This window comes from Mesorhizobium sp. M0522 (genome assembly GCF_040321085.1).
In the GTDB taxonomy this organism is placed as follows: Bacteria; Pseudomonadota; Alphaproteobacteria; order Rhizobiales; family Rhizobiaceae; genus Mesorhizobium.
Map to the genome: position 1 here is coordinate 57078 of NZ_JAMYQW010000005.1, position 13321 is coordinate 70398.

General features: G+C 64.8%; 13 protein-coding genes. 9 read left to right on the forward strand and 4 right to left on the reverse strand.

Annotated elements, in window-relative coordinates; all coding sequences use genetic code 11:
* Positions 1-411: 411 nt before the first annotated feature.
* The gene (locus NKI58_RS08585) at positions 412-1794 is read right to left on the reverse strand and encodes an FAD-binding oxidoreductase (RefSeq protein ID WP_352786272.1); all 1383 of its coding nucleotides are present in this window, start codon (positions 1792-1794) and stop codon (positions 412-414) included.
* Between the two features lie 226 nt (positions 1795-2020).
* On the opposite strand from NKI58_RS08585, the gene NKI58_RS08590 reads away from it, so the two are divergent.
* Complete coding sequence (locus tag NKI58_RS08590; protein ID WP_352786274.1) at positions 2021-3028, forward strand: AraC family transcriptional regulator; 1008 nt, start codon at positions 2021-2023, stop codon at positions 3026-3028.
* 131 nt (positions 3029-3159) lie between these two features.
* Here NKI58_RS08590 and efp read toward each other — a convergent pair whose 3' ends face one another.
* Positions 3160-3726 carry an elongation factor P gene (efp, locus tag NKI58_RS08595; protein WP_352786277.1) on the reverse strand — a complete coding sequence of 189 codons (567 nt, stop codon included), beginning with the start codon at positions 3724-3726 and terminating at the stop codon, positions 3160-3162.
* Between the two features lie 114 nt (positions 3727-3840).
* Here efp and epmA point away from each other — a divergent pair, with 114 nt between their 5' ends.
* The 7 genes from epmA (at position 3841) to lpxK (ending at position 10640) form a co-directional block, all read left to right on the forward strand.
* Positions 3841-4887, forward strand: a complete 1047-nt coding sequence (gene epmA / locus NKI58_RS08600; protein WP_352786279.1) for an EF-P lysine aminoacylase EpmA — start codon at positions 3841-3843, stop codon at positions 4885-4887.
* 168 nt (positions 4888-5055) lie between these two features.
* Entirely contained in the window at positions 5056-6399 is a 1344-nt protein-coding gene (locus NKI58_RS08605) for a TldD/PmbA family protein (protein WP_352786281.1), read from the forward strand.
* Positions 6386-7192: a 3'(2'),5'-bisphosphate nucleotidase CysQ gene (locus NKI58_RS08610; protein WP_352569792.1), complete on the forward strand. Its 807-nt coding sequence runs from the start codon at positions 6386-6388 to the stop codon at positions 7190-7192. Before NKI58_RS08605 ends, NKI58_RS08610 begins: the two co-directional genes overlap by 14 nt.
* Before the next feature lie 74 nt (positions 7193-7266).
* Positions 7267-7512: a DUF4170 domain-containing protein gene (locus NKI58_RS08615; RefSeq protein WP_023674378.1), complete on the forward strand. Its 246-nt coding sequence runs from the start codon at positions 7267-7269 to the stop codon at positions 7510-7512.
* Positions 7513-7517: 5 nt separating this feature from the next.
* Positions 7518-8297, forward strand: a complete 780-nt coding sequence (locus NKI58_RS08620; protein ID WP_023717166.1) for a lysophospholipid acyltransferase family protein — start codon at positions 7518-7520, stop codon at positions 8295-8297.
* The gene (gene waaA / locus NKI58_RS08625; RefSeq protein ID WP_352786286.1) at positions 8294-9610 is read left to right on the forward strand and encodes a lipid IV(A) 3-deoxy-D-manno-octulosonic acid transferase; all 1317 of its coding nucleotides are present in this window, start codon (positions 8294-8296) and stop codon (positions 9608-9610) included. The genes NKI58_RS08620 and waaA overlap by 4 nt, the downstream gene beginning before the upstream one ends.
* Before the next feature lies 1 nt (position 9611).
* Complete coding sequence (gene lpxK, locus NKI58_RS08630; protein ID WP_352786288.1) at positions 9612-10640, forward strand: tetraacyldisaccharide 4'-kinase; 1029 nt, start codon at positions 9612-9614, stop codon at positions 10638-10640.
* Between the two features lie 253 nt (positions 10641-10893).
* Here lpxK and NKI58_RS08635 read toward each other — a convergent pair whose 3' ends face one another.
* Positions 10894-11127 (reverse strand): DUF2093 domain-containing protein, encoded by a 234-nt coding sequence (locus NKI58_RS08635; protein WP_031211156.1) that lies wholly within the window; start codon positions 11125-11127, stop codon positions 10894-10896.
* Positions 11128-11362: 235 nt separating this feature from the next.
* The gene (locus NKI58_RS08640) at positions 11363-12289 is read right to left on the reverse strand and encodes a LysR substrate-binding domain-containing protein (RefSeq protein WP_352853126.1); all 927 of its coding nucleotides are present in this window, start codon (positions 12287-12289) and stop codon (positions 11363-11365) included.
* A gap of 90 nt (positions 12290-12379) precedes the next feature.
* Here NKI58_RS08640 and NKI58_RS08645 point away from each other — a divergent pair, with 90 nt between their 5' ends.
* A complete protein-coding gene (locus tag NKI58_RS08645) occupies positions 12380-13273 on the forward strand; it encodes a DMT family transporter (RefSeq protein WP_254817460.1) in 894 nt (297 codons plus the stop codon).
* Positions 13274-13321 lie beyond the last annotated feature (48 nt).

Sequence of the window (13321 nt, forward strand, 5' to 3'; positions counted from 1 at the left end):
TACAAAGTTCCAAAGGCACTTAAGAAACTGCTAATTTATCTAATTCTGGAGGGAATACCGGTTCTCGATGAGCACTGGAGGGCGTCGTCGTGAGGTCGGACGTCCACATCGAGGCGTAAACTATCGGTGGCTGCTGGCGCGATCGGCCTGGCGAGAAACAGTCGTTGAGGCATAACGCGTTGACCGCGAGGCCTACTCCCGGACTTGCCGGCTGAAGCGGGCTGCGGGTCACCCTAAGGGTGCGGGCCGATCGCTTTTGACGCATGCCGGACATCGCTCATGGAACACGGTCGGCGAGCGCGGCCGAGTATCCCGCTTGCCGGCCAGCGACGTCCTGACCGGCAAGCTATCGTACCGGCCGAGCCTTAGCTGGGCCGGCCGGTACGCTTGCCGGCCTGACGAGGGCCGCCGTCAAGCAGCCGGTCGAATGTTTTGGTTCACCCGGAAGAGGTTGTTTGGGTCGTATTTCTTCTTCAGCGTAGCCAGGCGCTCATAGTTGTCGCCATAAGCCGCCTTGAGCCTTGCATCGCCCTCGTCATCCATCATGAAGTTCAGGTAGGCGCCACCCAGATCGAACGGATGCACGGCCTCCCAATAGGCCTTGGTCCAGCGTGTCACCGGCCCCGCTTTCTGTGGGTCCGGATCGATCCCGGCGATGACCATCGACCAGGTCGCATCACGGTAATTCCAGGGCGTCTCGTCTTTGCCGACGCGATGGACCGCACCATCGATCGGGTAGAGGTGCATGAGCGATAGCTCGCTCGGCGTCTTCGCCGCCTGCTCGAGATGGGCGTCGATCGCCTCGTCGGACATCGTCTTGACGAAATCGCCCCGCCAGTACCACTGCATTCCCTTCGGGTAGAGCCCATCGAACATGCTCTGCACCGCGGGATAGGGCATCGTTCCCATCCAGTTGAACCAGGGCGCGGGCAGCGCATCGAGCAGCGGGGCCAGCGCCTCTCTGCCCTTTTCCTCCGGGCCGTTGTAGCAGCACATCAGCAGACACATCCGCTTTCCCCAAAACTCTTCCGGGAAGGGTGCGCTCGAGAGGACGGTCTTGAGCCCGAGAAAGATCCCGAGTTCTTCGGGCGCGTTCGGCAGGAACTCGCGATAATGCTGCATGATGGTGCGGGCGTGGCGCTGATCCCATGCGATCGGCCCCGCAAAGACCATGCTGACCTGGTGGAGCTTGAACACAAAGCTGGTGACAATGCCGAAATTGCCGCCGCCGCCGCGAAGCGCCCAGAACAGGTTGGGGTTCCGCTCCTTGCTGGCGGTGACGAAGCTTCCATCGGCAAGCACGACATCGGCCTCGATCAGATTGTCGATGGTCAGGCCATATTTGCGCGTCAGATAGCCATGGCCGCCGCTCAGCGTCAGTCCGGCGACCCCGGTGGTCGAGATGATGCCCGCCGGTACGGCCAGGCCAAAGGCATGGGTGGCATGGTCGAGGTCGCCCTGAGTGCAGCCCGGGCCCACCCGCGCCGTGCGGGCATCCGGATCGACGCGCACGCCGTTCATCGCCGACAGATCGATCACCAGACCGTCGTCGCAGCTCCCCAATCCTGGTCCGTTATGGCCGCCGCCACGTACCGCAACCAGCAAATTGTTGTCGCGGCCGAAATTCACCGCTGTGATTACGTCGGCGACGTCCACACAGCGGGCGATGATCAGCGGCCGCTTGTCGATCATGCCGTTGTAGAGCTTGCGGGCCTCGTCATAGCGGGCGTCGCCGGCGCGGATGACTTCGCCTCGCAGGCTTGCTGCGAATTTGGTGATGTCTTCATCGTTCATGACATTCCTCCCTGTTATTGGACCTGCCGGCCGGCCGATGAAACGCTAATCCCGTCCGCTGTTCCCGCAAATGTCACATCGTCCATTTCTGTTGCCCGATCGTTCAGAGTAGGATTAGACCGGATGGATAGTTGCTCGGGCGGCCATATTGCCGGATAGTCCGAGATGCCTGGCGGAAAAACTCGTTGTCAAAGGGAGTAGCCGATCGTTTCCGGAGGTGTAGTGCATGGATGTCCTTTCCGATGTGCTCCGAGCCGTTCGCCTCACCGGTGCGATCTATTTCGACGTCGACGCCAGCTCTCCCTGGGTTGGCGAGTCGCCGGGCACGGCCGACATTGCCGCCGCCATCATGCCGGAGGCAGAGCACATCATTTCTTTTCATGCCGTGATGTCGGGCTCGTGCTGGGCCGCGCTGGGAGACGATTCGGTGCCGCCGGTGCTCGTGAACGCCGGTGATGTCGTTGTCTTCCCCGGTGGTGTTCCGAACGTGTTGAGCTCCTCGCCGGGGGCGCGGGGCGAACCCAATATGGCGATGTATTATCGGCCGATAGACGAGAGCCTGCCGTTCGCGGTGATCCATGGTGGCGGCGGAGACGAGCGGACCCGGTTCATTTGCGGGTATCTTGGCTGCGATGCACGTCCCTTCAATCCTCTCCTGGCCGCATTGCCGGCCATCCTGTGTGCCCGCAAGCCCGCCGATGGAAGCAGTTGGGTTGTCGACCTTTTTCGGCTGGCGCTGGCCGAAGGTGGCAGTGGGCGGGCGGGCTGTGAAACGATACTCGCCAAGCTGAGCGAGCTGATGTTTGTCGAGATCATCCGCCGCCATCTCGAGACCCTCCCCGACGATTCGCGCGGCTGGCTGTCAGGCCTACGGGATCCACATGTCGGCGAGGCGCTCCGGCTCATCCACGCTCGCCCCAGGGAGGAATGGACATTGGACCGGCTCGCCCGCGAAGTAGGGCTCTCGCGCACGGCGTTTGCGAGCCGCTTTACCCACTATGTCGAGGTCTCCCCCATGCACTATCTTGCTCGCTGGCGTCTGCAACTGGCGGGACGTCTGCTCGAACGGCCCGAAATGAGCATCGCGCAAGCGGGTGCCGAGGTCGGCTACGAGTCGGAAGCCGCCTTCAATCGCGCCTTCAAAAAGTTCGTCGGCATTCCACCTGGCACCTGGCGAAAGGGACGATCGGCGTTGCTCGAGGCTCAGAGATTGCCCGCTGGCGTCGTGCAATAGGAAAGAACTGGCGGGGCGTTGACGCTTCGGTCTGCGTGCAGCGTCCCAATGCTCGAAAGCCCCTGGCACAAAGCGGTAGACGATGACCGGCCGCCGCGACGCTTTCGGCGAGGCGTGTCAGGCTTCGCGCCTCAATCCTTCGCGCGCTCGACATAGGCGCCATCGGCCGTCATCACCACCACGCGGGTGCCGGCGCTGATGTGTGGCGGCACCAGGGTACGCACGCCGTTGGACAGCGTTGCCGGCTTGTAGGACGAGGACGCCGTCTGGCCCTTGGTCACCGGCTCGGTCTCGACCACCTCGAAAGTGGCGCGCTGCGGCAGTACCAGCGAGATGGCGATGTTGTTGTATTGCGAGATCTGCACCGGCATGCCTTCCACCAGATAAGGCGCCATGTCGCCGACCACGCTTTCCGGCACCGCGACCTGGTCGTAAGTCTCCGGATTCATGAAGTGAAAGCCTTCGCCGTCATGGTAGAGGAACGTGTGCTCGCGCTCCTCGACATAGGCGCGCTCGACCTGCTCGGTGGTGCGGTAACGCTCGGAAACCTTTACCCCGTCGGAGATACGCCGCATGTCGAGCTGGGTGACCGGCGTACCCTTGCCAGGATGAATGTTTTCGGCAAAGAGGATCACATAAAGCTTGCCGTCCTTTTCGACGACGTTGCCTTTGCGTAAGGAGCTGGCGATGACCTTCACGGGTTTCCATCCTGATAAAATTTGTTGGCGCAAATCGGCTGGAGAGGCCGTTGCGTGCGGCCTAGCGCATCTTGGCCGCAATCGCCAGCCCTCTGTGCAATTCCCCTGAAACCGATGACCGCCGCCTCGCCGTGGTGGACGCCGCATGTCCACGCCGACCGCCGGCCGCGGCTGATCCTGCGCAATGCCATTGCCGCCGGGATGCGCGACTGGTTCGCCCGCCGCGACTTCGTCGAGGTGGAGACATCGGCCCTGCAGGTCTCGCCCGGCAATGAAGCGCACCTGTCGGCCTTTGCCACCGAGGCGATCGGGCCGGACGGACAGCGCCAGCCGCTCTACCTCCACACGTCGCCGGAATTCGCCTGCAAGAAGCTGCTTGCCGCCGGCGAGGAGCGCATCTTCAGCTTCGGGGCTGTCTGGCGCAACCGCGAGCGCGGCCCCTTGCACCATCCTGAGTTCACCATGCTCGAATGGTACCGCGTCGGCGAGACCTATGAGAGCCTGATGCGCGACTGCGCCGAGCTCGTAGCGCTGGCGGCCGAACGGGCCGGAGCGAAGCGTTTTAGCTTCCGCGGCCGTGAAGCCGATCCGTTCGCCGAGCCGGAACGGTTGAGCGTCGCCGAAGCTTTCATGCGCCATGCCGGCATCGATCTGCTGGCGACGGTTGCAGCCGATGGCAGCACCGACCGCGCGGTGTTGCATGCCGCCCTGGTCCAGGCCGGATTGCGGACCGCGCCCGACGACAATTGGGCCGACCTGTTCAGCCGGGTGATGGTCGAAAAAATCGAGCCGGCGCTGGGGCAGGGACGCCCCACCATCCTTTTCGGATATCCGATCTCGGAGGCGGCATTGGCCCGGCCGAGCGCCGACGATCCGCGCACCGCCGAGCGTTTCGAGCTTTATTGCTGCGGCGTCGAGCTCGCCAACGCCTTCGGCGAATTGACCGACCCGGCCGAGCAGCGCCTGCGCTTTGCCGCCGAAATGGATGAGAAGCAGCGCGTCTATGGCGAACGCTACCCGATCGACGAGGACTTCCTCGCCGCGCTCGCCATCATGCCGCAGGCGAGCGGCGCCGCGCTCGGCTTCGACCGGCTGGTGATGCTCGCCACCGGCGCGCTCAGGATCGAGGACGTGATCTGGACGCCGGTGGCCGCTTCCTGAGGGATTGTCGATCTCGCTCGCCGTTCATCCGCCTGCGGCCTGCGGTCCTGTTTGGGCGCTTGATGCACCCGGTTTGCCCGCTTCTCCCATTGCAGAAGCGGCATCGGGACAATAGATGGTGCAGCAGCGGCTGCCCTTCAGCCGGCCGGAAATAACAGGATTATGCGCATGACCGATACGCTCGACGCAGCGAAACTGACCGATCGCGTCGCGGCCCTGGTCGAGGCTGCCAAACGCGCCGGCGCCGATGCCGCCGATGCCGTTGCGGTACGCGGCCGCTCGACCGGCGTGTCGGTGCGGCTTGGCAAGGTCGAAGGCACAGAGGCGTCCGAGAGCGAGGACGTCTCGCTGCGCGTCTTCGTCGGCAAGCGGGTAGCGAGCGTTTCGGCAACGGCGGCATCCGACCCCAATATGCTGGCCGAGCGCGCGGTCGCCATGGCCAAGGTGTCCCCCGAGGATCCCTATCAGGGCCTCGCCGACCCGGCCTTCCTGGTCAAGAAACCGCGCGACCTCGATCTGTTCGACGCCACCGAGGTGCCGGCGGACCAGTTGAAGGAAGCAGCGCTTGCCGCCGAAGCGGCGGCGCTTGCCGTCAAGGGCGTCACCAATTCGGCCGGCAGTGGCGCCAGTGCTGGGCTCGGCGGCCTGGTGCTCGCCACCTCGCACGGCTTCGTCGGCCATTACGTCGCCTCGCGTTTTTCACGCTCGACCAGCGTGATCGCCGGCGAGGGCACCGGCATGGAGCGCGACTACGAATTCTCCTCGCGCCAGCATTTTTCCGATCTCGACGCGCCGGAAGACATCGGCCGCAAGGCCGGTGAGCGCGCCGTCCGCCGCATTGGCGCGCGCAAGGCGGCGACCGGGCCTGTCGACGTGGTGTTCGATCCGCGTGTGGCGCGCGGCATTGCCGGCCACCTTGCCGGTGCCATCAATGGCGCCGCGGTCGCGCGCAAGACCAGCTTTCTCCGCGACATGATGGGCAAGAAGGTGGCTTCGGCCGCAATCACCGTCACCGACGAGCCGCTCCGGCGCCGTGGGCAGGCCTCGCGCCCGTTCGACGGCGAAGGCGTCGAGGGCGAAAAACTGTTCATGGTCGACAAGGGCGTGCTCAGCCACTGGTTCCTATCGACTTCGGCGGCTCGGGAACTCGGCCTCGTCACCAACGGGCGCGGCTCGCGCAGCGGCTCGTCGGTCTCGCCGTCGTCGACCAATCTCGCCATCGAGCCCGGGGAAAATACGCCGGAAGAGCTGATCAAGTCGCTCAAGTCCGGCTTCTACGTCACCGAAGTGTTCGGCCAGGGCGTCGACATGGTGACAGGCGAATATAGCCGCGGCGCTTCCGGCTTCTGGATCGAAAATGGCGAGCTGGCCTATCCCGTCGCCGAGGTGACCATCGCCTCCAATCTGAAGACGATGTTCCTCAACATGGTTCCGGCGAGCGATCTCGACCGCAATTTCGGCACTGCCGCGCCCACGCTTTTGATCGAAGGAATGACCCTTGCCGGAGCTTGACCCGGCCGTCTCGGCCGGCGCTACTGAAGACCTGCAGCTGTTGCGCGATGCCGCCCGCGAGGCGGGGCTCATCGCCATGCAGTACTTCAACAACAATCCGCAGGTGTGGATGAAGGGCGGCACCTCGCCGGTCAGCGAAGCCGATCACGCCGCCGACAAATATCTGCGCGAGACCTTGCTGGCGGCCCGGCCGGATTATGGCTGGCTGTCGGAGGAAACCGTCGACGACCCGGTAAGGCTTGTCGCGCGCCGCACCTTCGTCGTCGATCCGATCGACGGCACGCGCGGTTTCCTCGAGGGCCTGCCCACATGGTGCGTCAGCGTCGCTGTGGTCGAGAACGGTCGAACGCTTGCCGGCGTGCTCGACTGCCCGGCGAAGGGCGAAATCTATTGGGCGCTGCCGGGCGAGGGCGCGTTCCTGAACGGCAGGCGCATCAGCGTGCGTCCGCCGTCGGAAACGGCCGAAATCGCCGGACCGAAGGCGATGATCGACCTGATGCCGGCGAAATGGCACAAACGGCTGAAGCGCGTGCTCTATATTCCTTCGCTCGCCTACCGGCTGGCGATGATCGCCGGCGGCCAGCTCGATGCCACCTTCGTCAAGGCCAACGCGCATGACTGGGACATCGCCGCGGCCGATCTCATCCTGCGCGAGGCAGGCGGCGCCTTGCTCGATCGGCATGGCCGCGCGCCGCTCTATGCCGGCGAAGTGATCCGTCACGGACCGCTCGCCGCCGGCAGCGGCGAACTCCTCGCCGTGCTCGCCGGCGTCATCGCCGGGCTGGACAATTGACCACTATCAATAGTTCCAAAGTCGGCGGCTTTGGTCTAGACCTGTCCCAAACTCACGATATGTGAAGGATCGACATGGCCGCTGAAGACGGAAAGAAACAGCTTTTGCACCTGGTGTTCGGCGGCGAACTCAAGAAGCTGGGCGGCACCGAATTCCGCGATCTCGACGCGCTCGATATTGTCGGCATCTATCCGGACTATCAATCGGCGCACGCCGTCTGGAAGGCCAAGGCGCAAGCTAGCGTCGACAATGCCCATATGCGCTATTTCGTCGTTCACCTGCACCGCCTGCTCGACCCCGAAAACAAGGCCGTCGGTTGACATCGATGAACCATGAAGCGGTCAAGCGATCAGCCCCGCGGTCGGCGGTCAGACGTCGCAAGCCGAAGACGTTCTGGCGCAAGATCCGCGAACCGCTGGCGCAGTCGCGATTCGTCAAGAATGCGCTTGCCGCGCTGTTTGCGTATTTCGTTCGCCTTGTCCGCTTGACCAACCGCATGGTCGACGGATCGGCCAAGTTTTCCGGCGGCGCCTATGCGCAGCTCGAGCCTGGCATCATCGCGCTCTGGCACGGCCAGCACCTGCTGACTCCGGCCTACTATCCCAAGGGACGGCCGCTGGTTGCCATGGTATCGCGCAGCGCCGATGCCGAGCTCAACGCGCTGATGGTCGAGAAATTCGGCATCGAGGCGGTGCGCGGCTCTGGCGGGCGCGAAAGCGCAAGGCATCTCGACAAGGGCGGGGCCAAGGCGCTCATCGCCCTCAAAAAGTCGCTCGCCACCGGCAAGAATGTCGCCATGATTGCTGATATTCCCCACGGCACGCCGCGCGATGCGGGGCTCGGCGTCGTCCTTCTGGCGCGGCTGTCCGGCCGGCCGATCCTGCCTGCCGCGATAGCCACCAGCCGCCGCAAGGTGATCGAGGGCAGCTGGGACAAGACGACGATCAACTTGCCCTTCGGCCGCTCCTCGATTGTCGTCGGCACGCCTGTCTTCGTGCCGGCCAACGCCGACGCCGCGGAAATGGAACGCAAGCGCCAGGAGGTCACGGCCTCGCTCAATGCCGCGACCGCCGAGGCCTATCGCCTTGTGGACGGTTCGAAATGAGTATGCGCTGGGCCCGCGCCTTCCTGACGGCCTACCGCTTCGCCGGGGCCGCCGCTTACCCGCTGGTCGGACCTTACGTCGCCTGGCGCACTTCCAGAGGCAAGGAGGACCGGATTCGCCGGCGTGAACGCTACGGCGTCGCCGGACGCGAGCGTCCCGAAGGCCCGGTGATCTGGATCCATGCAGCCAGCGTCGGCGAGACCATCGCCGTCGTGCCGCTGGTCGAGAGCATTCTCGATTACGGCGTCAACATCGTGCTGACGACGGGCACGGTCACCTCGGCGCAGGTCGCCGAAAAACGGCTGGGCGACCGCATCATCCACCAATATGTGCCGCTCGACCTCAAGCCGGCGGTCAGCCGCTTCCTCGACCATTGGCAGCCGGACCTGGCGATCATCGCCGAATCGGAGATCTGGCCGATGACCATCCTGGAACTCGGCGCCCGCCGCGTGCCGCAGGTTCTGGTCAACGGCAGGCTGTCCGACCGCTCCTTCAAGTCCTGGAAGAAGCGCGCCAACATTGCCGAAGCATTGTTCGAAAATCTTGCCCATGTCGTCGCCCAGTCGGATCTCGATGGCGAGCGCTTCCTATCGCTCGGCGCCCGGCCGGTCACCGTATCCGGCAATCTCAAGGTCGACACCGCGCCGCCGCCGGCCGACGAGCGGGCGTTGGCGGCGCTGAGACGCCAGATCGGCGGTCGCCCGACCTGGGCGGCGACCTCGACCCATGACGGCGAAGAGGCGGTCGCCGCCGAAGTTCACGCCATGCTGCACAAGCGCCACCACGGGCTTTTGACGATCATCGTGCCGCGCCATCCCGATCGCGCCGGGCAGCTGGCCGCCCAGATTTCCGGCATGGGCCTGAAGCTGGCGCAGCGCAGCAAGGGCGACAGGATCACCGCCGACACCGATATTCTGCTCGGCGACACGATCGGCGAGATGGGGCTTTATCTGAGGCTGACGGAAATCGCCTTTGTCGGCCGTTCGCTGACTTCCGAGGGCGGCCAGAACCCGCTGGAACCAGCCATGCTGGAGACGGCGGTGCTTGCCGGCCGCAACGTCCAGAATTTTCGTGAGGCCTATCAGCGCCTGCTCGATAGCGGCGGCGCCAAGCTGGTGCGCGACCGCGATATGCTGGCCGGCGCCGTTAATTTCCTTTTGACCAACGAGGCGGCCCGCCATGAGATGATGGCGGCGGGTGCGGCGACGGTCGACGAGATGCGCGGTGCGCTGGCGCATACGCTCAGGTCGCTCGAGCCCTATATCCAGCCGCTGGTCGTCAAGTCGCGCCTGAAGGGCGCGAACGGGCGCTGACGTGACCTCGGAAGCGCCGCCCTTCTGGTGGGAAGAGCCGGACTGGCGGGTCAAGGCGCTGTCGCCGCTTTCCGCCGTCTATGCGCTTGTCGCCGGTCGCCGCATGCGGCACGCGCCGCGCGAAAAGGTCGAGGCGCCGGTGCTCTGCGTCGGCAACTTCACCGTCGGCGGCACCGGCAAGACGCCGGTGGCGATCGCGCTGGCCGAGCAGGCCAGGCGCATGCAGCTCAATCCGGGTTTCCTGTCGCGCGGCCATGGCGGCTCCTTCGCGCAGCCGCATATAGTCGATCCGCACCACGACGCCGCCAAGCATGTCGGCGACGAGCCGCTGCTTCTGGCCGAACACGCGCCGGTCGCGGTGACGCCGAACCGGGCCGCCGGCGCCAGGCTTCTGCTGGAGAAGCTCGGCTGCGATTTCTTGATCATGGATGACGGTTTTCAGAGCGCGCGCATCCACATCGACTATGCGCTGGTCGTTGTCGATGCGCGCCATGGCATCGGCAATGGCCGCGTCATCCCCGGCGGGCCCCTGCGGGCAAACATCGTCGACCAACTGGTCTTCACCAGCGCGTTGCTGAAGATGGGCGAGGGCACCGCGGCCGACACGGTCGTGCGCCAGGCAGCGCGCGCCGGCAGGCCGATCTTCGAGGCGCACACTGCCCCGAGCAGCAAGGTGACGCTGGCCGGCAGGCGGTTCCTGGCGTTCGCCGGCATTGGCCATCCCGACAGGTTTTTCGACACGGTAAGCGAGGCCGGGGGCGAGCTTGCGCTGACCGGACCGTTTCCTGACCATCATTTCTACAGTGCGGACGAGCTTGCCGAATTGGCGGCGACGGCACGTAAAGCCGGGCTTGGCCTCATTACCACCGCCAAGGACGCTGCCCGCCTGCGTCACGGCGCAGCACCGCCGGAATTCCTCGACGGGCTCGATGTGCTGGAGATCGACACCGTCTTCGAGCTCGACCATGTGCCGCAACGCATCATCGACGAGACGCTGGATGCCTGGCGGCAGCGCCGGCTTAAAGGCTGACCAGAAGCTTGAGCACCGAGGCAATGCGGGACTGGAATTTGCAGCTTTCCGCCGGTCGAACGTATTTTGTTCTTGCTTTGTGCCGGCAGCTATGCTAATAATTTCGGTATGGTGATGATTCGCCGGTGACCCGCCCTCGAGCCTGAGGCGGGTTTTTTATTTCGAGATAGCCTCTAAGGTTTCGGTGTTGCCGTGTCTGACACCGCGGCAGAGGGCGCAGGATCGCAACGGGGCGGCTTCCATTTGCGCTGGACTAGCGTCGGCGGCGCAGTTCCGGATGCGCTTCGATCTCGCGGCGCAGCGAGGCAGCGGCGTTCACATAGGGTTCCTGCCTGGCGACACTCCAGTATTTGAGCTCGTCGAGCGGGATGCTCTCGCCGGTCACCGCGCAGCGCACGAAGGCGCCGGGGCTGGTCACCTGGAAGTCGCCGTCGAGATAGCGGATGCGGGCTTCCTTGCCGCCGGGTCCTTCGAAACGGTTCATCATGGGGTGGTGCCGAAATTCATGACGATGTCATCGCCACAAATTGCGGCGAGGTCAAGCTTGGTTGGCTTTGCGTGGTTCTGTTTCTGGTGACGCTTGCTCAAACAAGCCGGCAAAGCGGATGCCAATGCATGTCGCGCAAAAGTGTGCAGCGGTTTTGCGATAACGACATGCATAAAACACAAGAACCTGAAGCACGTCGTATCAGGCCGGCCGCACGCGACGCGCCTGAGGCATCTCATTCCTCGGCGATGATAAACTCTTCGATCTTCTCCGCTGGCAGCCCGGCCTGGACGGCGATGCGCCGGGCGAGTTCGGCGGCGGCGGCGCGTGGGCGCCCCAGCGGCCGGTCGAGCCAGTAAGATATCGGGCTCAGCGTACTGCGCTCGTCTACGGCGACGATGCGGCCCGATTTCAATTGGTCCACCGTCAACGGCGGACGTGCCAGCGCAATACCGAGCCCGTGCGCGGCGGCGTCGAGCACGAGGTTGTAGTCCTCGAAACGGCGGTCGTGCGGCCGCGGCCGATAGTCCATCTCCTGCGCCGCAAACCAGGCGCGCCACGCCGAAGCGTCGGAATCATTGATAACCGGATAGTTGAGCAGCCGGGCGGGATCTCCGCGACCGATCTCCCTGGCCAGTCCCGGCGAGGCGACCGGGAACACATATTCTTCGAAAAGCTGCACCGAGATCCGGCCCGGAATGCGACCGCGCCCGCAGCGGATCGACAGGTCGATGCCCTCGTCGGCAAGATCGCCCTGGCGGATGTCGACGTCGAGCACGATGCGCAGCTTGGACGGGTGGTTCTCCAGCGCCGCCATGCGCGGCATCAGCCACAGCCCGCTGACCGAAGGGATCGAGGTCAGCCGCACCACCGCCGTGCCGCGCGGCTCGACCCAACGGTCCGAATTGCTGGCGATCAGGGCGAAGGCTTCGGTGGTGCGCAGATGCAGGCGGTTGCCCTCGACGGTCAGCGAGACGCCGCGCGCGCCGCGATCGAAGACTTTCAGCCCAAGCCAGCCCTCGAGCTTGGCGATCTGCCGGCTGACGGCGCCGTGGGTGATCTTGAGCTTCTCGGCCGCCGCCGAAAAGCTGCCGGTCCGAGCCGCGGCGTCGAAGGCGCGCAGCGTTTCGAGCGGCAGCATCGGGTCTAAGCTGTGATCCATAGTCACAGGTGATCCTCGATTTGTTCGTTTGTCAACCGACCCGCAATAGCGTTTCTCTACTTCATGGCATTGGATCGCGAGGACACCCAGATGAGCGCTTACACCGGCACGTTGAATACGACACAGCGCATGGATGCCACGGCTGCCATCGCGGTGGCGCTGACGGTCGTCGGCTGGGCCTCCGCCTTTCCGGCGATCCGCGCCGGCCTTGCCGCTTTCGGGCCGCTGGAACTTGGCGCGCTGCGCTTTGCCATCGCCGCGGTTCCGGCGGCGATCTTCCTCGCGGTCAAGCGGCCGGCACTGCCCAGGCTCGATGAACTCTGGCGCTTTGTCTTCGGTGGTGCCGTCTTCGTCGCACTCTACACGGTGATGCTCAATTTCGGCGAGCTGACCGTTTCGGCCGGTGCGGCCGGCTTCATCATCAATGTCAGCCCGATCTTCACCGCCATCATGGCCATGGCGCTGCTCGGCGAACGCTTCTCGGGCCTGGCCTGGGCCGGCACATTCCTGTCCTTCGCCGGTATCGGGATCATCGCCATGGGCGAGGGGCAAGGGCTGCATTTCAACAGCGGTGCGCTGCTTGTCCTCGGCTCGGCGCTGTGCTCGGCCGTCAACACCATCGTCCAGAAGCCGCTATTTGGTCGCCACCACCCGCTGACGATCTCGGCCTCGAACATGGTGCTTGGCGCGCTCTGCCTGTCGCCGTTCCTGCCGAGCGGTCTGGCGCAAGCGGCGGTCGCCGACACCGCCGGGCTCGGCGCCGTCATCTTTCTCGGCATCGTGCCCAGCCTCATCGCCTATGCCGCATGGGCAACAGCACTTTCCCGACTGCCCGCGGCGCGTGCCTCGAACTTCCTCTATCTGGTGTCGCCGGTGGCGACGCTGATCGGCTTCTTCTGGCTGGGCGAGGTGCCGACGCTGCTTGGCATAATCGGCGGCGCGCTGGCGCTGGGCGGCGTCATCGTGGTGAATTTGAAGAGGTGAGCAAAGGGTTTGGGGCTGTGCCTGACTCGAAAGAGCCGCTGTACAGCG

What these genes read in the sequence shown, in the direction of transcription:
- NKI58_RS08585 (WP_352786272.1), bottom strand. Translation starts at nt 1,794, where the DNA reads ATGAACGATGAAGACATCACCAAATTCGCAGCAAGCCTGCGAGGCGAA.
- NKI58_RS08590 (WP_352786274.1), top strand. Translation starts at nt 2,021, where the DNA reads ATGGATGTCCTTTCCGATGTGCTCCGAGCCGTTCGCCTCACCGGTGCG.
- epmA (WP_352786279.1), top strand. Translation starts at nt 3,841, where the DNA reads ATGACCGCCGCCTCGCCGTGGTGGACGCCGCATGTCCACGCCGACCGC.
- NKI58_RS08605 (WP_352786281.1), top strand. Translation starts at nt 5,056, where the DNA reads ATGACCGATACGCTCGACGCAGCGAAACTGACCGATCGCGTCGCGGCC.
- NKI58_RS08615 (WP_023674378.1), top strand. Translation starts at nt 7,267, where the DNA reads ATGGCCGCTGAAGACGGAAAGAAACAGCTTTTGCACCTGGTGTTCGGC.
- NKI58_RS08620 (WP_023717166.1), top strand. Translation starts at nt 7,518, where the DNA reads ATGAACCATGAAGCGGTCAAGCGATCAGCCCCGCGGTCGGCGGTCAGA.
- waaA (WP_352786286.1), top strand. Translation starts at nt 8,294, where the DNA reads ATGAGTATGCGCTGGGCCCGCGCCTTCCTGACGGCCTACCGCTTCGCC.
- NKI58_RS08635 (WP_031211156.1), bottom strand. Translation starts at nt 11,127, where the DNA reads ATGATGAACCGTTTCGAAGGACCCGGCGGCAAGGAAGCCCGCATCCGC.
- NKI58_RS08640 (WP_352853126.1), bottom strand. Translation starts at nt 12,289, where the DNA reads ATGGATCACAGCTTAGACCCGATGCTGCCGCTCGAAACGCTGCGCGCC.
- NKI58_RS08645 (WP_254817460.1), top strand. Translation starts at nt 12,380, where the DNA reads ATGAGCGCTTACACCGGCACGTTGAATACGACACAGCGCATGGATGCC.